Raw genomic sequence first — 20,870 nt, 5'->3', positions numbered from 1 at the left:
TCTCAGATTACCCGCAGCGTAGGCAGGCTCTCCGGCAGTTCGCTGATCGCCTCGACCACGCTCTGCAGGTGTTCGCGCATGAGGCGTTCGGCCAACTCGGACTGGCCGGATACGACGGCCTTGATGACCCCGAGGTGCTCCTTGAGGCCGACGGCCGGCCGCCCGGGCAGCAACGCCACGCTGAACTGGTAGCGGACGCTGCGGAACCGCAGCCGGTTGAGGACGTCGGCGGCGGTGCTCTGCCCGGAGATTTCCCGGATTTGCAGGTGCACGTCCTGGCTGGTCTGGCTGTAGGTCATCACGTCGCCACGCTTGACGGCGGCCTGCATGGCGATGCCGAGCTCGCGCAATGCCTTGCGCTCGGCCGTCGTCGCCAGGACGGCGGCCCGGCGCGCGCACAGTCCTTCGAGGACGGCGCGAACTTCGGTGATCTCGATCGCCTCGTCCTTGGAGACCGGCCGCACCCGCGCGCCGCGGTTGGCCTCGCGCATGGCGAGGCCTTCGTTCTCCAGCAGTACGAGCGCCTCGCGGACGGTGCCGCGGGAGGCCGCGAACCGTTGCGAGAGCTCGCTTTCGATGAGCCGCTGGCCTGGGTTGAACTCGCCGACGAGGATCGCCTCGCGGATCGCGTGCACCACAGAACCGGTGTCCTGCGGCCGTTCTCCTTGGCGTGGCGTCGTCGTCACGTTGCGTCCTCCTCGGTGGCGCCTCGCGGCCCATGTCTATCCGTTGCGTTCAGCGGAATTGCTAACGATTCTATTGTCAATCTTGGGAGCAGTCGATACCTTCAGTGTTAACTCGTCGTTGCTGTCCGGCGCCTTGGCTGGTCAAGGCAGCGAAACGGGTTAAGGCCGCGGGCCGAGGCAAGGAGGAACCGTGACCGACCAATCCGCCATGCTTGTCGTCAGCGCGCATGCCGCCGACTTCGTGTGGCGCGCCAGCGGAGCCATCGCTTCGTTCGTCCGTGAGGGCGGCCGGGCGCACGTGCTCTGCCTGACCTACGGCGAGAAGGGCGAGTCGCAGGGCCTGTGGAAGCAGCCCGGCATGACGCTTGAGACGGTCAAGGCCCGCCGACACGAGGAGGCCAGCACGGCCGCCGGGGTGCTCGGCGCCGACATCGCGTTCCTCGACCATGGCGACTATCCGATCCGGGCCACCGACGGCCTCTATGACGCGGTCGTGGCGACGATGCGCCGGGTGCGACCCGACATCATCCTCACCCACCCCGCCCACGACCCCTACAACCCCGACCACTCGCTGGTCCACGAGGTGGTGCTCCGCGCCCGGATGATCGCGCAGGCCGAGGGCCACGACCGCGACACCCGGCCGATCGGCGCGCCGCAGGTCTACCAGTTCGAGCCGCACCAGCCGGAGCAGTGCGGGTTCAAGCCCGACCTGCTGCTCGACATCACCGGCGTCTTCCCGCAGAAACGGCAGGCGATGGAGTCGATGGAAGGCGCTCAGGGGCACCTCGTCGCCTACTACGACGAGCTCGCCACGCGGCGCGGCGTGCAGGCCCGGCGCAACGGCGGCGCGGGCACGATCACCCACGCCGAGGCGTTCCAGCGGGTCTTCCCGACCGTTTCCGGAGGTCTGCTGTGAGCGGCGTGGTCGTCCGCAACATCCCCGGCCCCGACCCCGATGCTGTCGCGACGCTCGCCGCCTCCGGCGTCTCGACCGTCCACGAGGCGCAGGGCCGCGGCGGCCTGCTCGCCCCGTCGATCCGGCCGATCTACCCCGGCCGCCGGATCGCCGGCCGTGCCGTCACCGTGCTGTCCCAGCCGGGCGACAACCTCATGATCCACGCGGCGGTGGAGCAGGTCACCGAGGGTGACATTCTCGTCGTGGCGTTCACCTCCGCCACCACCGACGGCGCGCTCGGCGAGCTGCTCGCCACCTCACTGCGCGCACACGGCGCGCTCGGTGTCGTCATCGACGCCGGCGTGCGCGACGTCGCCGAGCTTACCGAGATGGACTTCCCAGTCTGGTCGAGAGCCGTCTCCGCACAGGGCACGGTCAAGGCCACCGGCGGCTCGGTCAACGTCCCGGTCGTCGCCGCCGGCGCGCTGATCCACCCCGGCGACGTGATCGTCGCCGACGACGACGGGGTCGTCGTCGTGCCCAGACTCGCCGCCGCCGACGTCGCCGAGAAGTCCCACGCCCGCGAGGCCAACGAGGCCGGCAAACGTGCGAAGCTCGCCGCCGGCACGCTCGGCCTCGACCTCTACAATCTGCGCCCCCTGCTCGCCCAGCTCGGCGTCGTCTACCGCGACGCGGAAACCCGATAGGAGCACCCACGTGGCAGAGATCGTCGCGGCCGGCGCCGCCGTCCACGCTCCGCAACTGCTGAGCCGCCCGCCCCACGAGGACGCCAGCAAACTCGACGCCAGCACCGACGGGCTGCGCGCCTTCGGCAAGGTGCTCGACGACACCATGCCCGACGCGATCATCCTGATCGGCCTCGACCACCTGGAGACGTTCTGGCTCGAGGCGGTTCCGGCGTTCACGATCGTGCTCTCACCCGAGGTCACCGCGCACTACACGACCCAGACCCGCACCGCCCGCGTGCACACCGAGCTGGCCACCCACCTGCTCCGCGGGGCGATCGCCCGGGACTTCGACCTCACCTACTCACAGGACGCGCTGCTCGGCCACGCGTTCCTGACGCCGCTACGGTTCATCGTCGGTGACCGCGACATCCCGATCGTCCCGCTGCTCGTCAACACCTACCTGCCGCCGATCCCGAGCCCTCGCCGGGCCTACGCGCTCGGCAAGGCGCTGCGCGAGTCGCTCGCCGACCGCGACGAGCGGATCGCGGTCATCGCCAGCGGCGGCATGTCCCACTTCCCGGGCACCGCGAAGTACGAGGCGCCCATGTTCGCCTTCGACGAGTGGGTAATCTCCGAGATCACCCGCGGCAACTACGCCGACCTGCTCGCCCTCACCCCGGTCAACCTCGACGAGGTCGGCGAGAGCGAACTGATGACCTGGTTCCTCATGCTCGGCCTGATCGGCGAGGTGCCCGGCCGCCTGCTCACCTACCAGGAGCTGTCGCACCACGGCCACGGCGTCGTCCAGTTCCTGCCCCAGCTCCCGGTCGACCAGGTGGTGCTCGACCGCGAGGTGCCGAAGTTCGGCGGTCACCAGTTCGCCCAGACCGAATACAAGTACTACCGTTTCCCCGAGCCGGAGAGCCTCGAACTCAACCGCCTCCTGCACCGCATTATCATCGAGGCCGACTATCGCGCCGCGTTCGTCCGCGACCGCGCGACCGTCATCGCCGAGGCCCCGCTGCGCGACGTCGAACGCAAGGCCCTGCTCGACAGCGAGAGCTTCGACGCGCTGACCGCCGTCGGCGCCCACCCGCTGCTTGCCTTGTCGGCCCGCCAGGTCACCGCCCTGGAGAAGGACCGACAAGCAAAAGAGCTTTAAACCATTCCGCGGGTACGCTGGCCGGCGCGCACCCTGTGCCCGGGCCCGGTCGGCGTGTGTGTGGGGAGCGGGCGGGTCAGTTGCCGAAGGCCCCGGCCAGCCCGAGTTCCTCGCGGGCGGCGATGAACGTGCGCTCGGCCGCCCAGAGCGCGTCGAAGTCGGCGGCGGGCAACTCGCCGGGCCCCACGTCGCCCTGCTCGCGCCCAGCGCTCGCGCGCGGCGCACAGGTCCGACGACGAGGTGACGACCTCGGATCGGGCCGTGACGAGTCGCAACACGTCTTCGTGGTCTCCAGCCGCTGCTTGAACCGGGCGCCGCCCTCGTCGAAGAAACGGCATCAGGTCGCCCGGTGATCGCGACCGCGGCACCGCGACGATCCGGGCCGCCGGACTCGTCACGAACGTCACGTATTCGCGACCGCGTCACAAAGTCGGTGTATGTGGTCAACCGGATGTCGCGCCACTGCCGATCGTGGTCGCGCCGCCAGAGCCGGTCCTGTGCCAGGACGGTCAGCCATCCCCCGAGGACCACCGCCATCATGGTTGCCGCCGCCGTCACGAGAACGTCGACCATACCCGCCGCCCACAAGGTGAAGGAGAACGAGGAATGACCGCCGAAGCCCGGCTGCCGAGCCAGGCAGCAATCGACGAGGAGATTCGGGCTGTCCACACCGCGGCTCCCGATCTCCGGCAGCCCCCGCGCGACTACGGCCCCTACCGCAGCACCGCCCTCCGGCATCCCACCCACCCGCTGGTCACGCTGAAGGACCCGGAGGCCGTCGAACTCACCGGCCCGGTCTTCGGCGTCACCGACGTCGGCCCCGCGGACGCCGACCTGACCCGCCGCCACGGCGGTGAGCCGCTCGGCGAGCGGATCACCGTCTCCGGGCGTGTCGTCGACCGGTCCGGGCGTCCGGTGCGCCAGCAACTCGTCGAGGTATGGCAGGCCAACGCCTCCGGGCGCTACGCCCACCTGCGCGACGACCATGCCGCGCCGCTGGATCCCAACTTCACCGGCTTCGGTCGCTGCCTCACGGACGACGACGGCCGCTACCACTTCACTACCCTCAAGCCCGGCGCCTACCCGTGGCGTAACCACACCAACGCGTGGCGTCCCGCGCACATCCACTTCTCGGTCTTCGGCACCGCGTTCACCCAACGCCTTGTCACCCAGATGTACTTTCCCGGCGACCCCCTTTTCGCCTACGACCCGATCCTGCAGTCGGTCACTGACGAGCGGGCCCGCCAACGGCTCGTCGCCGCCTACGCCCACGACCTGTCCCGGCCGGAGTGGTCGCTCGGCTACCGCTGGGACATCGTGCTCGACGGGCCGGCCGCGACCTGGATGGAGGAGGGACGCTGATGACCACACCGTCACAGACCGTCGGCCCGTTCTACGGCTACGCGCTGCCGTTCCCCGGCGGCGGCGACGTCGTCGCGCCCGGTGATCCCGACGCGATCGTCGTCCGCGGCGTCGTCCTCGACGGCGAGGGTGTCCCGGTGCCCGACGCGCTGCTCGAGGTCTGGCAGGCCGCGGCCGACGGCAGCCTCGACGGCGCCCCCGGCACATTGCGGCGCGACCAGGTCACCGGCGCGCTCCAGGGCCGCACCGGGCTCGACTTCACCGGTTTCGCCCGGGTCGCCACCGACGCCGACGGGCAGTGGTCGATCCGCACCCACGCGCCCGGACCGCACCGTGACGGCGCCACGCCCTACCTCTCCGTCTGCGTGTTCGCCCGCGGCCTCCTGCACCACCTCTACACCCGGATCTACCTGCCGGAGCACGGGTCCGCACTGGCCGCGCACCCCGTCCTCGGCGAGTTGCCCGAGTCCCGCCGATCAACTCTCGTCGCCCGCCCGGAGCGGCCCGGGGTCTACCGCTTCGACATCCGACTGCAGGGCGGCGTGGCCGAGGAGACGGTCTTCCTTGACCTCACCTGACTGGAGCCAGGCGAGCCTGATGGGCAAACGTGTGCACTCGTTCGCTGCTATCTGACGGTTTCTCCGCCCGGCGGCCGCACGAGCACAGGTTCCTGGTCGAGCGAAGCTCTGTCGTGGTGTCCAGCCTGGGAGGGGTAATCTGTCGGGGACTCGGCAGTCGCCAATCGGTGCTGGCGGTCGTCCGAGCGGCACTATCGGTCGGATGCGTAACCGACTCGCCATCACGGCTCTCGCCGCCGCTGCGGCCCTTACCGTGGGCGCGGCTGCTCCAACGACACCAGCAATCCGGGTTCGGTGCACCCGGTCGCGCCGTCCGGCAGCAGCCCGACCGCCGCCCCGTCGCCGGCTCCTGCCCCGCCGATGGACGCAAAGGCCGTCCTCGACCGGCTTGCCGCCGCGAAGGTGGGCCTCACCAACGGGGTAGTCCAGGACGAGAACACCGATCCCAACAACCTGCTGGGCCGCCCGGCGGTTACCTTTCCGCGTTTCGGCGGACGCCCCTGGGGGTGACAAGGAGTCGGACGAGCATGGCATCGACCGGGCTTGGCCATTGAGGTGTTCCCGACGGTCGGTGATGCCGATCGCAGGTCAAGATTCATCCAGGACGCGCTGAAAGAGCTGCCGATCCTGGGCACCGAATACCACTACCGAGCCGACGGTGGCCGGGTGCTGGTGCGGGGTTACGGGGAAGGCGAAGCCGTCGCAGGCAAGAAGATCGAGGCGGCTGTCGCGCACGTGCGCCACTGGTCACTGATCCATTGGCATGATCATGGTCAACCGGCGGGCACCGGGCAACGGGTTTCTCGGAGACCGCCGCCGGTGAAATCCGCTGTCGGTTGTCGGAGGGGGTGGTACAAAGCCGCGGTGGAAGAGACTCTGGAGTTCGCCGACCTGTTGCGGCTGATGGACGAACGATCGACTGCGTTCCGGGCGGCTGTGGCCTCCGCGCCCAGCCTCGACGTGCGGGTGCCGACCTGCCCCGAGTGGACGTTGTTTGATCTGGTGCAGCACCTGGGCGAGGGGCGGCGCAAGTGGGCCGCCATCGTGGCGGCGGGGCCCGCCGACGCTCCTGCGGCCGTGCCCGCGCCGGTGGTGCCCCGGGAGCGTGCGGTCCTGCTGGACTGGTTCACCGCGTCGACGGCGGAGCTGCTGGACGCTCTGCGGGAGGCGGGGCCCGACCGTGGTTGCTGGACGTGGTGGGGTTCGTCGCAGTCGCCGCAGACCAGCGGTGCCGTCGCCCGACATCAGCTCCAGCAGGTCGCTGTGCACACCTATGACGCCCAGGTCGCCGTGGGCGCCCCGCAGCCGCTGCCGGACGAGGTAGCGCTCGACGGTGTGGACGAGTTCCTGACCACCTGCTGTGCGACGACGGCCGCGTGGCCGCACAAGCCCGCCGTCGTCGATTACCACGCCACCGAGGGCCGTTCCTGGAGGCTCTGGCTGTCCGCCGACGGCGCCCGGACCGCCTGCCTGCCCGAGTCCGGCGGCGAGGGGTCGGAGGCGGCCGACGTCTCCGCCCGGGGCACGGCCAATGAACTGGTCATGTTCCTCTACGGCCGCATTCCGATGGATTCGCTGCAGCTCGATGGCGACCGGGGCATCTTCGACCAGCTGATCGCCTGGGAGCCGGACGAGTAGGGCGGGCGATCGCTTCCGGGCGGTGCCGATGGTGGGGAGCATCGCAACAGCTGCTCCGCTTCTTGGCCGGATGGGCTGGACGGCGCCGGGTGTGTCGAGAACTTAGCGTCTGCTCCGTCCCCCGGACGCACCGGCCGCATGGCCGCGATCGAGTACGACTCCGAGGAGGAACCGCCGTGCCACGGCCCGATCGGCGGGCTCGCCCACGTCGGGCCGGACCACACCGTACGGCTATGCGGCGCCGTCCACAGTGCCCGACGGCTCCAAGCAGGTGACCGCCACCGAGCAGGGGCCAGCCACAGAAGCTACGGAGCTCGGCCACTGGGTCGCCGACAAGCTCCTGGCCACGGGGGCCCGCGAGCGGATCAACTCTGCCGCCACTCGCTGATCACCCGCCGGCCGAGCGAACGGCCGTGGGGGACGAACGCCCGCAGTCATCTGCTGTCGATGCGCGGTGCATGTGTCGACTTTCGACGGTCATCCAGGGAAGTTCGTCGATGTGGTGCTTGTGTGCCTCCCGGTCGTGCCGGTTGGCCCGGCGTTCGAGCCGGCCGTCGAGGAGGGCACCACTCACGCCGCGTGTCGGGTCTGCACTCCCGGGGGTCGTGACGCGCCGCGTACGCCGAGGTCGGTCTTGCCGTTCGCCCTCCGGGTGAACGGTTACGAGTTGACGCCGCCGACCACGTTGTCGCCGCCCAGCGCGATCGCGCGGCGGACATCGGCGGCATACTGCTCGGGCTGTTCCCAGGCCGCGAAGTGTCCGCCGACGGGGTGCTCCACGTATTCGCGGATGTTGAGGAATGTCTCGGCGTAACTACGCGGTGCCGGGAGGAAGTCGTCGGCGAACACGGACAGCACGGTCGGCGTGCCGATGTAGGGGGCGAGGGTCGGCGGTTCGACGTAGGTGGCGAACGAGGTGGCGATCGCGCCAGTGGCCCAGTAGGCGGTGACCCAGGCGAGGATGTCCTCCGGGGTGAAGGCTCCCTCGCTTTCGATCAGGCCCCGGTTCCGCCCGCTGCCGGGGGTCGTGTTGTCGCCGCCCGGTGTCGACGCAACCGATGTGCCCCCATGCGGGGGCGCGGTCTGACCGACCGTGCCCCCGCACGTCACGCAGTCAGGGCGACGTACGCCGCGCCGCGCTCAGCGGATCGGAATCTCGTGGTTGGCCTGGAAGAGGCCACCGGGGTCGACGGCCCTGCGGATCCTGACCAGCGCCTCCCAGACCGAGGGGGCAAAGCCGGTCGACGGGTCCACGGGCTCCTCCTGGAAGTTGAGGTACTGCCGCCCGCGCGAGTAGGGGGCCATCGCGTCGACCACCCGTTCGCAGTCGGCGATGGTCTGCTTGGCCATCTCGCCCACGAACATGCCGCCGCAGATCAACTGGAATCGGCCGTCGATCTTGGCGGTCACGCCCGCCCCGGTCTGCGGGCGTCCCATCGCCCCACCGAGCTGCCGCAGCTCCGCCATCAGAAATAGCGAACTGCCGGAGTCGGCGCCGGCGACCTCGACCAGACGGTCCACCGCGGCCGGCGGCAGCTCGTCGAGCAGGGCGGACCGTCCGCCGCCCGGGGTTGGCTGTTCCGGGTCCAGGTGCAGCCGTACCAGTGTCGCGGCGGGCACCCGGGCGAAGGTGTCCAGCTCGGGTCCGAGTTCCCGCAGCGGCGCCAGGATCCGTTCGGCCTCGGCGTCGTCGCCCAGTACGGCACCGTCGATGATGACCAGTTGGCGGCCCCGGAACGGCTCCGGGATCTCGGGGATCGGCGGGAAGTGCATGTGCCGGTACGACGTGGTGACCGCGTCGGGCGCGTCGGCGGCCCACTGTGCCCAGCGGCTGAGCACCCGGTGCGCGTCGCGCAGGTCCCAGACCAGCATGCCGGCGTACGCGGTCTCGATCGGGTAGAGGGTGAACTCGATCGCCGTCACCACACCGAAGTTTGCGCCCCCGCCGCCGCGTACGGCCCAGAACAGGTCCGGATCGTGCTCGGCGTCGACCCGGACGAGCGAGCCGTCGGCGGTGACCAGTTCCACGGCGGTCACGCTATTGGTCGCCAGGCCCAGCGACCGGCCGTACCAGCCGATGCCTCCGCCGAGGGAGTAGCCGACCACGCCGGTGTCCGGCGACGATCCGTGCAGCGCGGCGAGGCCGTGCGCGGCGGCCGCCTCCACCACGGTGGCCCAGAGGACGCCCGCCTCGGCCCGGGCCCGCCGAGCGTCGGGGTCGATCGTGACCCCGGTCATCCCGGACAGGCGCATCAGTACGCTGTCGCGCAGGTCGCCGAGCGGGTGCGCGTTGTGCCCGCTGCCCAGCGGTGCGACCCGCAGCCCGGCCGCCGCAGCGGCGCGGACCACCGTCGCCACCTCGTCCGTGTTGCTGGGGAAGGCCACCGCGGCTGGTCGCAGGTCGACGGCGAGTGCCCAGGTGGTTCTGGCCCGGTCGTAGTCCTCGTCGCCCGGCAGGTGGACGCCTCCACTCGCCAGCCCCCGCAGCGACGACAGGGCACGTCCGGTGTTCTCGGTTGTCACGTGCTGTTCCCCCTGAAATTGCATCAATAATCATCAATCAGCCGAATACTTGGACTAATGCCGCATTCGGTTGTCGCGCGTCAACTGTTACCGACCGTGTCCGGGGTTAACAGGGGAGAAGCTTTCCCCGGTTGACGTCTCCGGACGGCGGCGCACCGACCGGCCGTCGCCAGGTTGTGAGTCCCGTTCACACCACCCCCCCCGGCCCCGTACGCGGCCGGTCGGTTGACCAGGGAAAGCGGCGGTAACAATGGTGGTGTGAGCTCCGACGAACTGGCCCGATTCCTCCGTTCCCGGCGCGCGGCGATCCAACCCGAGGACATCGGTCTGGACGCCCGGTCGCGTCGGCGTACGCAGGGGCTCCGGCGCGAGGATGTGGCCGGGGTCGCCGCCATGTCCACCGACTACTACCGGCGACTCGAACAGGCCCGTACCGGGCCGCCGTCGCCGCAGATCCTCGACGCGATCGCGCGGGCACTGCGCCTGACCGCCGACGAACGTGACTACCTGTACCGGGTCGCCGACCAGGAGCCGCCGCCGGTGCGCACGACCAGCCGGCAGATCGCACCCGCCCTCCAGCAGGTCGTCAACGGGCTCACCGATTCACCGGCCCAGGTCATGACGTTGCTCGGCGAGACGATCGCGCAGAACCCGATGGCCGTGGCGCTGCTCGGTGACCACTCGATCTACACCGGCGATGCCCGCAACAGCACCTACCGCTGGTTCACCGACCCGACCTCGCGGTCGGTCCACCCCGCCGAGGAGCACGAGGAGGAAAGCCGCGCCCGGGTCGCGGAACTCCGGGCGAGGTCGGCCCGCTTCGGCGACCCGGCGGCCGACCGGCTCATCGGTACGCTGCGCGCCCGCAGCGCCGAGTTCGAGCGGATGTGGCAGGAAGAGCGGGTGGCAATCTGCCGGTCCGGCACCAAGACCCTGGTGCATCCCGAAATCGGCATGATCGACCTGGAGTGTCAGATCCTGCGGGCCGAGGGCCCCGAGCAACTGCTCGTTGTGTTCACCGCCGCCACCGGCAGCCGCGCCGCCGAACAGCTGCGCCGGATCTCGGCCGTCCGCCTCGCACCGGTGGTCGGGCGGCCCCGGCGCCCTGTCGCATCGGGCAGGTCGTACCCCCGCACTCGCCTGACGGCCCGCGCCTCGGGCTGACGGCCCGCGCCTCGGCCTCGCCGGATACGGCCGAATCTTGCAGAGGTCAAGCCACGGACCAACCAGTACGCCGACAGCGGCGACTGCGCCATGCTGGTGGCCAAGCTGCGTACCGTTGCCCGGCTGCACCGAACGCGCGGTCATGCTCGACTTCGCCGGCGAGGCGCTCGGCTGACCGACCCCCGAAACTCTGCCGATCCCGGGTCGCCGAGTGGTCGATTGTCGGAGAGCGCCTGTCTGGCGAGCACGCATGGATGCCAGAGCCGTGGTTAGAGAGCCTATGGGTGATAAGGGCAGTATTCTCCGATTAATCAGGGTGTCGACTCCGAAGGAGGACCCATGGCGAGTCTCGGCCCGGCGATCACTCGCCGCAGGCTCACCGTGATGGTCGGGGCGCTGGTCCTGGTCTGCGCGACCACCCTGCTGGTCGACGTGGTCGCACCCAGGAGCGCGAGGGCGGAAACCGTGCCGGTGCCGCTGGGCTCCGCCGCCGACTTCGCGATCCTCGCCGGTACGACGGTCACGAACACCGGCCTCTCGGTGATTACCGGCGACATCGGAGTGAGCCCGGGCGACGCCGTGACCGGGTTCCCGCCCGGCCAGGTCAACGGTTCGATCCACCTGGATGACGACCCTGCGGTGCAGGGACAGGCTGACCTGGCCATCGCGTACGACGATGCCGCCGCGCGGACGACCACGGACACCATCCCGGACAACCTTGGCGGAACCACCAGGACCACCGGCGTATACGACTCCGCCAGCGGCACCTTCGGGATCTCCGGCACGCTGACCCTCGACGCCGAGGGCGACCCGAGCGCGGTCTTCATCTTCCAAACCGAATCCACGTTCGTCACCGCCGACAACAGCACCGTGAACCTGATCAACGGTGCCCAGTCGTGCAATGTCTTCTGGCAGGTCGGCAGCTCGGCCACGTTCGGGGCCAACTCCGTCCTGCGGGGTGACGTCCTCGCCTTCACCTCGATCACCTCCGAAACGGGACTGGTGCTCGACGGTCGGACGATGGCGCTCAATGGCGTGGTCACCCTGGACACCGACACGATCACACGGTCGACCTGCGCCGAACCAAGGGAGTTGTCGATCAGCGCACCGGAGGCGGCGGACCTCGGCAGCGCCCCTCCCGGCGGCACCGTCTCCGCCAACCTGGGGCCGGTGACGGTGCGCGACCTGCGCGGACTTGAGGACGCGGCCTGGATCGCGACGGTGCTCGCGACGGACTTCGTCACCACCGGCAGCCCGGTCCAGACCGTCGACAGCGTCAACGTGACGTACTGGTCGGGGCTGGCCACCTCGACCACCGGGACCGGCAGCTTCACCTCGGGCCAACCCACCTCCGAGGACGCTGAGACCCTCGACGTGGAACGCATGGCGTACACCCTCACTGGCGGTCGCGGCACCAACTCCGCCACCTGGGATCCGGTCCTCTCCGTCCAGTTGCCGCTCGCGGCCGTCACCGGTGCGTACACCGGCACGGTGACCTTCTCCGTCGCCTGACACGCCTCCCACTGACGCCTGATCGGCCGTCGCGGGGAGATGTACCTGAACCCACACAGGCGCGGGCAGATATCGGTGAAGATCAGCGAGTCCGGCTGATCGGCCGATCAACAGCCGGGTAGATCGGTCGTACGCTCCGTTGCCATGCTGTTCTCACGCCAGCACAGGAATGTCGGTCCGGCGATCGCGGAATTCTGGCGGTGGTGGCCCGGGGCACGGTCCCGGGTGGAGGCGGCCATCGCCGACGGCACCTGGTCCGACGAGCTCATCGCCGAGGTCAGCGGGCGGGTGCGGGCGATCGACCGGGAGCTGGAATGGGAGTTCGCCGAGGGCTCCCGCGCCGGCCATGCCCTTGTCGTCTCGGCGGCCGGCGCGTCCCGCCTGCGGGCGGTCGCCGAACGCTGGCGCCGGGCGGCGCCGCCAGCCGACGAACGCTGGGAGTACCACTCGACCCGGCAGCCCGATCCGAACTCCCTGTCGGCCGCGCTGACCGTCTCCGGTCACGAGATCAAGCTGCCCGAGCTGCGGTTCGCCTGCCGGATCGACCCCGACCGGTACGAGGTGGACGTACTCGTCCATCATCCGGAGTTCGCCCGCCTCGGTGAGGCGGACCGGATGCGGTTGGCGTTCATGGCCCTGGACTGGCTGCTCGGCGAGGTCGCGGTCGAGCTGTGGGTGGGCGTGGTCGAGGTGAGCGCGACGCAGCCGCCCCGAACCGAGTCGGGTGAGGCGCTCACCGCGGTGGTGGCCCAGCTGGCCCGGCGGCTGCGGGAGACGAGCTGGCTGCTGCTCGAACGCGCTCCGGTCGGCGGCAGTCCACAGGTCGCCGCGGTGCGGCACCCGCTCAAGCCGATCCGCTGGCCGCACCTCGACACCCACCTGGGCGTGGTGGTGCCGTACCGGGCGGCACCGGAGACGGGGCTGCCGACCGGGGCGGCGCTCGCCGCGTTGGAGCGGCTGGAGGAGCAGATCACGGCCGCCGCCGGGGGCGCGGTGCTGGTCGCCCACGAGAGCTGCGCCGGCCGCCGGACCTTCCACCTGTACGCCGAGGCGGACGCGAACCCGCTCGGGCCGGTACGGGAGGCCGTCCAGGGCTGGGACCAGGGGCGGGTGAGGCTGCGTTCCCGCTACGACCCGGACTGGCAGGCGGTCCGCCCGCTGCGCCCGTGACCCTTTCGCCGTCCGAGGGTACTTTCCGCCCCGGTGTGGGTAACGTCCGATCCGACCGAGCACGGCGTGCGGGTTGCGCCCAACACGGAGGATGTAGCCATGGCTTCTCTTGGAAAGTGGTGGGCAAGGCTCAGCGCCGTCGTTCTCACGGCGAGCCTGGCCGTATTCGTGCCGGTGGCGGCCTGGGCGTCGTCCGGCCCCGGTGAACTGGTGTTGGAGGCGGCCCGTCGGCCGCGCCGTTCCGGTATCGGCGCGGGCCTGTTCGGGCTGGTGTGCTGCGGCGTGGTCGTGGTGGGGATCGTGGTGGTCGTACTGCTGCTGATCCGCCGCCGGTCCGGCCGCCGGTGATCCGTTCTCGGCCGGCCGGCGCCTGATCCGGTGCCGGTCCGGCCGCTCTCCGGTCCCGCCGCCTGCCGGGTCCGTGGGATCACCTCCCCGGATCGCGGCGTCGGGTGCGGTGCGGGTGCGGGTGGTCAGCCTGCGGCGAGCGCGGCGTTGGCCTGGCTGACGAAGTCCCGCGCCGCCTCCCTGGAGGTGGCCCGGCCGGCCTGGGCGCTCTCGCCGATGGTGATCAGAAGGTCCCGGACCTTCGCGTGTCCTCGTGGTGGCGGCATCGGGGCGGGCCCGAACCGCTCGGTCATCGCGGTCTCGAAGGACGCGGTGAGTTTCATGCTCCGGTCGGTCAGCGTGTCCTCGACGTACGAGCGGACGCTGAGGTTGGCGCTCAGCCCGCGCTCGGTGCCGAGGATCTGTCCGGCCTCCACGTCGTTCACCAAAAAGTTGATCACGTCCGCCACGGTTTCCGGGTGGCGGGTGCCACGGAAGCCCGCCCAGTACATCGAGGCCCGCGCCCACTGGGCCTTCGGAGCGCCGGGATAGGTGACCAGGCCGAGTTCGTCCTGGGTCAGCTTCTGCAACTCGGGCAACTGGTTCGACCACATGAAACTGGTCGCGGCCTTGCCGGTGGCGACCAGTTGGCGGGTGACGTCGCCGCTGTTCGCCTCCGCGACGACCGCCGCCGACGGGGTGGCCCGGTTGGTCCGCGCCTGGCGCCACAGATCGAACCAGCGGGTCAGGTCCGCCTCGGTGAAGCCGAGCTGCCGTCCCCGGTACAACTCCTTGCCCTGGTCCCGCAGCCACAGCCAGAGGGCCCTGTAGTCGGCCGAGGGGTCCATCGTCCCGGCGACCTTCCCGTCGGTGCTCTCGGTGACCGAGGTCGCCCATTCGACGAACTCGTCGTAGGGCATGCCGATCCGGGGTTCGGGCAGCCCGAGACGGGTCAGCAGGCTCTTGTTGTAGATCAGGCCGGGGGTGTTCTCGGCGGCGGCGACCGCCATCGTCCGGCCGGCGACCTGACCGTACTGGGCCAGGCTGGGGGGCAGGCCGGTGACGTCGAGCCGGCCGCTGCGTACGTGGTCGGTCAGGTCGAGGACGATGTCGCGTTCGGCGTACTCGGTCAGGTAGTTGTCGTCGATCTGGAACAGATCGGGGGCGTTACCGCCGGCCGCCTGGCTGGAGAGGCGGTCGTAGTAGCCGGTGTTGCCCTGCCAGGTGACCTGGAAGGTCACCTCGGGGTGCCGGGACGAGTAGAGCTGGAGCGCCCGCTCGGTCAGCTCGGCGCGCTTCTCGCCGCCCCACCAGAAGATCGAGAGTCGGATAGGGCCCTCGGACGGCGTGTCCTCGGAGCCGCCGCAGGCGGTCAGGGCGCTGCTCAGCAGCAGGCCGAGGGTCAGGGTGGCGGCGGCCAGCGCCCGCGCGCCGACCCGACCTCCGGTGCCGGCCGTCGACCCGGTGGCGGTGACTCGGTGCCGACGTCCCCAACTCACGGTCGCCCGGCGCCGGGAGGGGCGGGAGGCAGAGGGCACGTTATCTCCTGACGGCGCCGGTCACGGGGCTGGATCGGGAACATTTACACCCGTACGCCCATCGGGTGTCAACGGCCGTCCGGTCGAGATCCACAGTCCGGTGCAGCGGTGGGGTAACGACGTATTGACACGTATGACGCACGGTCGTAACGAGCGCCCGCGCCCGGCCATTCCTGCGTCGGGTGTCCCGAATCGAGCCCGGTGCCCGGATCCGCGTCGAGCCGCGCCGTTCCTGCCCAGCTCGGGCATGGTGCGCCGGGCCGACGACGGAGTCGCGTCACACCGGGGCGACGGCAAGCGAGGTGCCGCGCCGGGACGTGATGTACTTGCCGGCGTGGAACTGCTGCACTCGGGCAAGGTACGGGACGTCTACGCGGACGGCGATGACCTGATCCTGGTCGCCTCCGACCGGGTATCGGTCTACGACGCGGTCCTGCCGACGCCGATTCCGGACAAGGGCAAGCTGCTCACCGCGCTCTCGCTGTGGTGGTTCGAGCAACTCGCCGACATCGTGCCGAACCACGTCATCTCCGCCACCGACGTGCCGCAGGAGTGGGCGGGCCGGGCGATCCGGGTCCAGCGGCTGGAGATGGTGCAGGTCGAGTGCATCGCCCGGGGCTACCTGACCGGCCTGGGACTCAAGGAGTACGAGCGCGACGGCTCGGTCTCCGGGGTCGAGCTGCCGCGTGGTCTGGGCGAGGCGTCGATCCTGCCCGAGCCGATCTTCACGCCGACGACCAAGGCGCCGCTCGGTGAGCACGACGAGTTCATGACCTTCGCCGACGTGGTCGACAAGGTCGGCGCGGAAACCGCCGAGCGGCTGCGGCAGATCACCGTGGACGTCTACTGCCGGGGCGCCGAGCTGGCCGCCGAGCGGGGCATCCTGGTGGCCGACACCAAGCTGGAGTTCGGCTGGGCACCGGACGGCACCCTGGTCCTCGCCGACGAGGTGCTCACCTCCGACTCGTCGCGGTTCTGGCCGGCGGAGTCGTACCAGCCGGGACGGGAGCAGTTCTCCCTCGGCAAGCAGTTCGTCCGGGACTGGGCGGTCAGTACCGGCTGGGACAAGAAGCCGCCCGCGCCGGAGCTGCCGGAGGAGATCGTCGCGGCCACCCGCGCCCGCTACGTCGACGTCTACGAACGGCTCACCGGCCGCCAGTGGTAGACCGCTCCGAGCGATACGGGTCTGGCGCGGCCGGGGCGCTCCATGATCCACGCGCACTCAATCTGTTCGTGGGGCGCCCTCGCCGACAGCTAGGCGCGCGTGGATCTAGCTGGCGAGCGGGCGGGCGGTGCCGAGTGAGTGGATCCGGGTCAGTCGTCGGTCCAGTTGAGGGTGCGCTCGACCGCCTTGCGCCAGTTGCGTAGTTCGCGGTTGCGGTGATCCGGGTCCATCGCCGGCTCCCACTGCGCGTCCTGCCGCCACTGGGCCCGTAACGTCTCCAGGTCGGGCCAGAACCCGACCGCCAGGCCGGCCGCGTACGCCGCGCCAAGGGAGGTCGTCTCGGTCACCGCCGGCCGGACCACGGGTACGTCCAACACGTCGGCGAGGAACTGCATGAGCAACTCGTTGCCGGTCATCCCGCCGTCCACCCGCAGCTGGTGCAGCGGCACCGCGGAGTCGGCGTTCATCGCGTCGACCACCTCACGGGTCTGCCAGGCGGACGCCTCCAGCACCGCTCGGGCCAGGTGCCCCTTGGTGATGTAACCGGTCAGGCCGGCGATCACCCCGCGCGCGTCGCTGCGCCAGTGCGGCGCGAACAGGCCGGAGAACGCCGGTACGACGTAACAGCCGCCGTTGTCCTCGACGCTGCGGGCCAGGTCCTCCACCTCCGACGCGGCCGAGATCAGTCCCAGGTTGTCCCGCAGCCACTGGACCAGTGAGCCGGTGACCGCGATCGCCCCCTCCAGCGCGTACGTCGCCGGTTGGTCGCCGATCCGGTAGCCGACCGTGGTGAGCAGTCCGTGGCCGGAGACAACCGGCTCGGTGCCGGTGTTGAGCAGCAGGAAACTGCCGGTGCCGTAGGTGCACTTCGCCTCGCCGGGCTCGAAGCAGGTCTGGCCGAACAGGGCCGCCTGCTGGTCACCGAGGGCACTCGCCACCGGCACCCCGGCGAGCACGCCGGTGGCCGTACCGTAGATCTCGGCGCTGGAGCGGATCTGCGGCAGCATCGCCGGGGGGATCCCCATCAGGTCGAGGATCTGCGGGTCCCAGTCCAGTGTGCGCAGGTCCATCAGCAGCGTACGGCTGGCGTTCGTCACGTCGGTGACGTGCTCGCCGGTGAGTTTCCAGATCAGCCAGCTCTCCATGGTGCCGAAGAGCACCTCGCCGCGTTCCGCCCGCTCACGCAGCCCGTCGACCTCGGCGAGCAGCCACATCAGCTTGGGCCCGGCGAAGTACGTCGCCAGCGGCAGCCCGGTACGGGCCCGGAACCGGTGCTCGCCGTACGTCTCGTCGAGCCGGCGCAGCAGCGGCACCGTACGGGTGTCCTGCCAGACGATGGCGTTGGCCACCGGTCGTCCGGTGGCCCGGTCCCAGACCAGGGTGGTCTCGCGCTGGTTGGTGATGCCGATCGCGGCCAGCCGGTCGGGGCCGATCGAGGCCCCGGCCAGCGCCTCCCGGATCGTCCACTCGACGTTGTCCCAGATCTCCTCGGCGTCGTGCTCGACCCAGCCGGGCTGCGGGAAATACTGCCGGTGTTCGCGCTGGGCCACGGAGATCGGGGTGCCGGTGGCGTCGAAGACCATGCACCGGGAGGAGGTGGTGCCCTGGTCGATGGCGGCGACATACTGCTCGGTCACCGCCGCACCGTACCCGTAATCGGCCGACCCGCGCACCGGCCCGGTCACGCGTCGGGCGCCGGTCCGGAAACCTAGGATGCGACCGTGCGCGACATCGCCGTCTTCAGCGGAAGTGCCCATCCCGAGCTGGCCGCCGAGATCTGTGCCCACCTCGGCGTCCCCCTGCACCCGGTCCGGGTCTCCCGGTTCGCCAACGACTGCCTGGAGGTGCAGCTACAGGCCAACTGCCGGGAGCGGGACGTGTTCCTGATCCAGCCGTTGGTCCCGCCGGTGCAGGAGAACCTGGTCGAGCTGTTGCTCATGCTCGACGCGGCGCGGGGTGCCTCGGCCGGTCGGATCACGGTGGTGCTGCCGCACTACGCGTACGCCCGGTCGGACAAGAAGGACGCCCCTCGGATCAGCATCGGTGCCCGGCTGGTGGCCGATCTGCTGGTGTCGGCCGGTGCCGACCGGGTGCTGGCGCTGACCCTGCACTCACCGCAGGTGCACGGATTCTTCAGTGTTCCGGTCGACCACCTGCACGCGCTGCGCGAGTTGGCCGACCACTTCAAGCGCTACGACCTGTCCGAGACCGTGGTCGTCTCGCCGGACCTGGGCAACGCCAAGGAGGCGGCGGCCTTCGCCCGGATGCTCGGCACCCCGGTCGCGGCCGGGGCGAAGCAGCGGTTCAGCGACGACCGGGTGCAGATCAGCGCGGTGATCGGTGACGTGGTCGACCGGGACGTGATCGTGCTGGACGACGAGATCGCCAAGGGCAGCACCATGATCGAGCTGATGGATCACCTGCGGGACCTGAAGGTGCGCTCGATCCGGCTCGCCTGCACCCACGGGCTGTTCTCCAGCGACGCACTGGAGCGGCTGAGCCGGCAGGACGGCGTACTGGAGATCGTCTGCACCAACACGGTGCCGATTCCGGTGGCGAAGCGGGTGCCCAAGTTGCAGGTGCTCTCGGTGGCGCCGGCACTGGCCGAGGCGATGCGGCGGATCCACAACGGGGAGTCGGTCAGCGCCCTGTTCGCCTGACGGTCGCCGTCGCGCCGGGCGCGGGTCCGGTCAGCCCACCGCCGGGTTGCCGGGGGCGAGGCTGGTGGTGATCCGTACGGTGGTGCCGGCCGGTCCGCTCCGCACCACGAGTTCGTCGCTGAGCCGGCGGGCCAGCCAGAGCCCCCAGCCGCCGGTGGTGTCCGGCTCGGGGCGGCGCCGGTCCTCCAGCCGATCGGCGTCGATGCCGCTGCCGTAATCGGAGATCTCGCAGTTCAGTGCCCCGGTCGCGGACCAGAGCCGGAGCCACCCCCGGCCTCCGCCGTGCCGTACGGCGTTGGTCATCAGCTCGTTGACCACGAGTACGAAGTCGTCGAGGCGGTCACCGGTGAGCCCCGATGCCTCGGCGAAGGCGGCTACGGAGTGCCGGAGCTCGGTCACCCGAGCCCGGTCGAAGGTCTCGGTGAGCGGCGGGGGTGCGTCGATGGGCACCACCGTACGCGGAATGCGGGGTGCGGTGCTGGTCATGGTCGACTCGCCATCGATCGAGAGGGTGCTTTATGGCATTTCCACCCTACGTCAGGTTATGCCGCAACCATCGCTCGGCCGGCCCGCGTCGCGGTGTCGGATCGGTCGCCGTGGGCTCGTGCCGACCGCGACGATGTGACATCGTCGGACCCGTGCCGCAGAGGTCGATCGAGCAGCCGGCCGGCGGCTTCCAGATACCGCTCTGGCGGGCGATCGCGGTCTTCCGGTTCGCCTCCCTCGGCTACGTCTGCGTCCTGGCTGTGATCAACCTGGGCGAGTACGCCCACCCGGTCGACGCCGTACCGGCGCTGGTGACGATGACCGCCTGGACGGTGTTCGCCAGCTACGCGTACGCCCAACCCGCTCGGCGGCACTGGCCGCTGCTCGTCGTCGACCTGCTCGTGGTGATCGTCATCCTGCTGACCAGTGTCCGGGTGGTCGGCCAGTCCGCGCTCGCCTCGGGCGTACCCACCCTGGCCGTCGCCTGGCAGGGCGGCCCGGTGCTGGCCTGGGCGGTCACCGGCGGCCGGCGGCGGGGCGCGGTCGCGGCCCTGATCCTGGGCGGCACCGACCTGCTGATGCGCGACCAGCTCATCCAGGCCACGGTGAACGGCGTGATCCTCATGTTGCTGGCCGGGATCGCGGTCGGGCACGTGGCCCGGCTCGCCACCATCGCCGAGCAGCGACTGCAACGCGCCACCGAGTTGGAGGCCGCGACCCGGGAGCGGGAACGGCTGGCCCGGGGGATCCACGACTCGGTTCTCCAGGTTCTCGCCCTGGTTCAGCGGCGGGGAGCCCGGCTCGACGGCGAAGCAGGTGAACTGGCCCGGCTCGCCGGTGAACAGGAGGCCGCGCTGCGGGCACTGATCGCCACCCCGTCGCCGACCCCGGCCGAGGCCGCCGCCGAGAGCCCGGAGGCGGACCTGCGTACGGTCCTCGGTGGCTACGCCTCGGCGACGGTCTCGGTCGCCATGCCGGCCACCCCCGTACGGTTGCCCGGCGGCACCGCCCGCGAGGTCGGCGCGGCGACGGCGGCCGCCCTGGACAACGCCGCCCGGCACGGCGGTGGCCGGGCCTGGGTGCTGGTCGAGGAGGAAGCCGGCGTGGTGACCGTCTCGATCCGGGACGACGGCCCCGGCATCCCCGCCCAGCGGTTGGCCGAAGCGGCGGAGCAGGGCCGGCTCGGGGTGGCGCAGTCGATCCGGGGCCGGATCGTCGCCCTCGGCGGCACCGTCCGGATCACCACCGCCCCCGGCCAGGGCACCGAGATCGAACTGCGGATCCCGACCGGCTGACCGGTCGGGGTGGCGCGCAC

The 20,870-nt window shown here is 70.7% G+C and carries 20 protein-coding genes; 14 read left to right on the top strand and 6 right to left on the bottom strand.

Features of this window, described 5'->3' with window-relative positions:
* Positions 1-2: 2 nt before the first annotated feature.
* A complete protein-coding gene (locus ACZ6QQ_RS20410; RefSeq protein ID WP_465878057.1) occupies positions 3-686 on the bottom strand; it encodes a GntR family transcriptional regulator in 684 nt (227 codons plus the stop codon).
* A gap of 190 nt (positions 687-876) precedes the next feature.
* Here ACZ6QQ_RS20410 and ACZ6QQ_RS20405 point away from each other — a divergent pair, with 190 nt between their 5' ends.
* From ACZ6QQ_RS20405 to ACZ6QQ_RS20375, 7 genes are all read left to right on the top strand, one after another.
* Entirely contained in the window at positions 877-1,602 is a 726-nt protein-coding gene (locus ACZ6QQ_RS20405; RefSeq protein WP_465878056.1) for a PIG-L deacetylase family protein, read from the top strand.
* Positions 1,599-2,288, top strand: coding sequence for a 4-carboxy-4-hydroxy-2-oxoadipate aldolase/oxaloacetate decarboxylase (locus ACZ6QQ_RS20400; protein WP_465878055.1), 690 nt, complete (start codon positions 1,599-1,601; stop codon positions 2,286-2,288). The genes ACZ6QQ_RS20405 and ACZ6QQ_RS20400 overlap by 4 nt, the downstream gene beginning before the upstream one ends.
* Before the next feature lie 10 nt (positions 2,289-2,298).
* Positions 2,299-3,432, top strand: a complete 1,134-nt coding sequence (locus ACZ6QQ_RS20395) for a DODA-type extradiol aromatic ring-opening family dioxygenase (RefSeq protein WP_465878054.1) — start codon at positions 2,299-2,301, stop codon at positions 3,430-3,432.
* 606 nt (positions 3,433-4,038) lie between these two features.
* Positions 4,039-4,794, top strand: coding sequence for a protocatechuate 3,4-dioxygenase subunit beta (pcaH, locus tag ACZ6QQ_RS20390; RefSeq protein WP_465878052.1), 756 nt, complete (start codon positions 4,039-4,041; stop codon positions 4,792-4,794).
* Positions 4,794-5,372 (top strand): protocatechuate 3,4-dioxygenase subunit alpha, encoded by a 579-nt coding sequence (pcaG, locus tag ACZ6QQ_RS20385; protein ID WP_465878051.1) that lies wholly within the window; start codon positions 4,794-4,796, stop codon positions 5,370-5,372. The genes pcaH and pcaG overlap by 1 nt, the downstream gene beginning before the upstream one ends.
* A 360-nt stretch (positions 5,373-5,732) precedes the next feature.
* Positions 5,733-5,882: a hypothetical protein gene (locus ACZ6QQ_RS20380; protein WP_465878050.1), complete on the top strand. Its 150-nt coding sequence runs from the start codon at positions 5,733-5,735 to the stop codon at positions 5,880-5,882.
* Between the two features lie 33 nt (positions 5,883-5,915).
* Positions 5,916-7,010 carry a maleylpyruvate isomerase family mycothiol-dependent enzyme gene (locus tag ACZ6QQ_RS20375; RefSeq protein WP_465878049.1) on the top strand — a complete coding sequence of 365 codons (1,095 nt, stop codon included), beginning with the start codon at positions 5,916-5,918 and terminating at the stop codon, positions 7,008-7,010.
* 660 nt (positions 7,011-7,670) lie between these two features.
* Here ACZ6QQ_RS20375 and ACZ6QQ_RS20370 read toward each other — a convergent pair.
* Both ACZ6QQ_RS20370 and ACZ6QQ_RS20365 read right to left on the bottom strand, forming a co-directional pair.
* Positions 7,671-8,120 carry an alpha/beta fold hydrolase gene (locus ACZ6QQ_RS20370; RefSeq protein WP_465878048.1) on the bottom strand — a complete coding sequence of 150 codons (450 nt, stop codon included), beginning with the start codon at positions 8,118-8,120 and terminating at the stop codon, positions 7,671-7,673.
* 30 nt (positions 8,121-8,150) lie between these two features.
* Positions 8,151-9,533: an FAD-binding oxidoreductase gene (locus tag ACZ6QQ_RS20365; protein WP_465878047.1), complete on the bottom strand. Its 1,383-nt coding sequence runs from the start codon at positions 9,531-9,533 to the stop codon at positions 8,151-8,153.
* 258 nt (positions 9,534-9,791) lie between these two features.
* Between ACZ6QQ_RS20365 and ACZ6QQ_RS20360 the strand changes: the two genes are divergently transcribed.
* The 4 genes from ACZ6QQ_RS20360 (at position 9,792) to ACZ6QQ_RS20345 (ending at position 13,727) form a co-directional block, all read left to right on the top strand.
* Entirely contained in the window at positions 9,792-10,697 is a 906-nt protein-coding gene (locus tag ACZ6QQ_RS20360; protein WP_465878046.1) for a helix-turn-helix transcriptional regulator, read from the top strand.
* Between the two features lie 339 nt (positions 10,698-11,036).
* Complete coding sequence (locus tag ACZ6QQ_RS20355; RefSeq protein WP_465878045.1) at positions 11,037-12,209, top strand: ice-binding family protein; 1,173 nt, start codon at positions 11,037-11,039, stop codon at positions 12,207-12,209.
* Between the two features lie 144 nt (positions 12,210-12,353).
* Positions 12,354-13,379, top strand: coding sequence for a DUF695 domain-containing protein (locus ACZ6QQ_RS20350; RefSeq protein ID WP_465878044.1), 1,026 nt, complete (start codon positions 12,354-12,356; stop codon positions 13,377-13,379).
* 99 nt (positions 13,380-13,478) lie between these two features.
* Positions 13,479-13,727, top strand: a complete 249-nt coding sequence (locus ACZ6QQ_RS20345) for a hypothetical protein (protein ID WP_465878043.1) — start codon at positions 13,479-13,481, stop codon at positions 13,725-13,727.
* 125 nt (positions 13,728-13,852) lie between these two features.
* Here the strand turns inward: ACZ6QQ_RS20345 and ACZ6QQ_RS20340 are convergent, their stop codons facing one another.
* Positions 13,853-15,244 carry an ABC transporter substrate-binding protein gene (locus ACZ6QQ_RS20340; protein WP_465878041.1) on the bottom strand — a complete coding sequence of 464 codons (1,392 nt, stop codon included), beginning with the start codon at positions 15,242-15,244 and terminating at the stop codon, positions 13,853-13,855.
* Between the two features lie 334 nt (positions 15,245-15,578).
* Here ACZ6QQ_RS20340 and ACZ6QQ_RS20335 point away from each other — a divergent pair, with 334 nt between their 5' ends.
* Entirely contained in the window at positions 15,579-16,409 is an 831-nt protein-coding gene (locus ACZ6QQ_RS20335) for a phosphoribosylaminoimidazolesuccinocarboxamide synthase (protein WP_465878040.1), read from the top strand.
* Positions 16,410-16,558: 149 nt separating this feature from the next.
* Here the strand turns inward: ACZ6QQ_RS20335 and glpK are convergent, their stop codons facing one another.
* The gene (gene glpK / locus ACZ6QQ_RS20330) at positions 16,559-18,046 is read right to left on the bottom strand and encodes a glycerol kinase GlpK (RefSeq protein ID WP_465878038.1); all 1,488 of its coding nucleotides are present in this window, start codon (positions 18,044-18,046) and stop codon (positions 16,559-16,561) included.
* A gap of 84 nt (positions 18,047-18,130) precedes the next feature.
* On the opposite strand from glpK, the gene ACZ6QQ_RS20325 reads away from it, so the two are divergent.
* Positions 18,131-19,069: a ribose-phosphate diphosphokinase gene (locus ACZ6QQ_RS20325; protein WP_465878036.1), complete on the top strand. Its 939-nt coding sequence runs from the start codon at positions 18,131-18,133 to the stop codon at positions 19,067-19,069.
* A gap of 30 nt (positions 19,070-19,099) precedes the next feature.
* Here ACZ6QQ_RS20325 and ACZ6QQ_RS20320 read toward each other — a convergent pair whose 3' ends face one another.
* Entirely contained in the window at positions 19,100-19,555 is a 456-nt protein-coding gene (locus tag ACZ6QQ_RS20320; RefSeq protein ID WP_465878034.1) for an ATP-binding protein, read from the bottom strand.
* 152 nt (positions 19,556-19,707) lie between these two features.
* Here ACZ6QQ_RS20320 and macS point away from each other — a divergent pair, with 152 nt between their 5' ends.
* Positions 19,708-20,850 (top strand): MacS family sensor histidine kinase, encoded by a 1,143-nt coding sequence (gene macS, locus ACZ6QQ_RS20315; protein WP_465878033.1) that lies wholly within the window; start codon positions 19,708-19,710, stop codon positions 20,848-20,850.
* The last annotated feature ends 20 nt before the right edge of the window (positions 20,851-20,870 follow it).

This window comes from Micromonospora sp. NPDC049529 (assembly GCF_055586685.1).
The sequence above is the reverse complement of the archived record's forward strand: the minus strand, read 5'-3'. Positions and strand labels throughout refer to the sequence as shown.

Excerpts from the sequence above, each read along its gene's own strand:
- pcaH (WP_465878052.1), top strand. The coding sequence starts at position 4,039 with ATGACCGCCGAAGCCCGGCTGCCGAGCCAGGCAGCAATCGACGAGGAG.
- pcaG (WP_465878051.1), top strand. The coding sequence starts at position 4,794 with ATGACCACACCGTCACAGACCGTCGGCCCGTTCTACGGCTACGCGCTG.
- ACZ6QQ_RS20380 (WP_465878050.1), top strand. The coding sequence starts at position 5,733 with ATGGACGCAAAGGCCGTCCTCGACCGGCTTGCCGCCGCGAAGGTGGGC.
- ACZ6QQ_RS20355 (WP_465878045.1), top strand. The coding sequence starts at position 11,037 with ATGGCGAGTCTCGGCCCGGCGATCACTCGCCGCAGGCTCACCGTGATG.
- ACZ6QQ_RS20350 (WP_465878044.1), top strand. The coding sequence starts at position 12,354 with ATGCTGTTCTCACGCCAGCACAGGAATGTCGGTCCGGCGATCGCGGAA.
- ACZ6QQ_RS20345 (WP_465878043.1), top strand. The coding sequence starts at position 13,479 with ATGGCTTCTCTTGGAAAGTGGTGGGCAAGGCTCAGCGCCGTCGTTCTC.
- ACZ6QQ_RS20320 (WP_465878034.1), bottom strand. The coding sequence starts at position 19,555 with ATGACCAGCACCGCACCCCGCATTCCGCGTACGGTGGTGCCCATCGAC.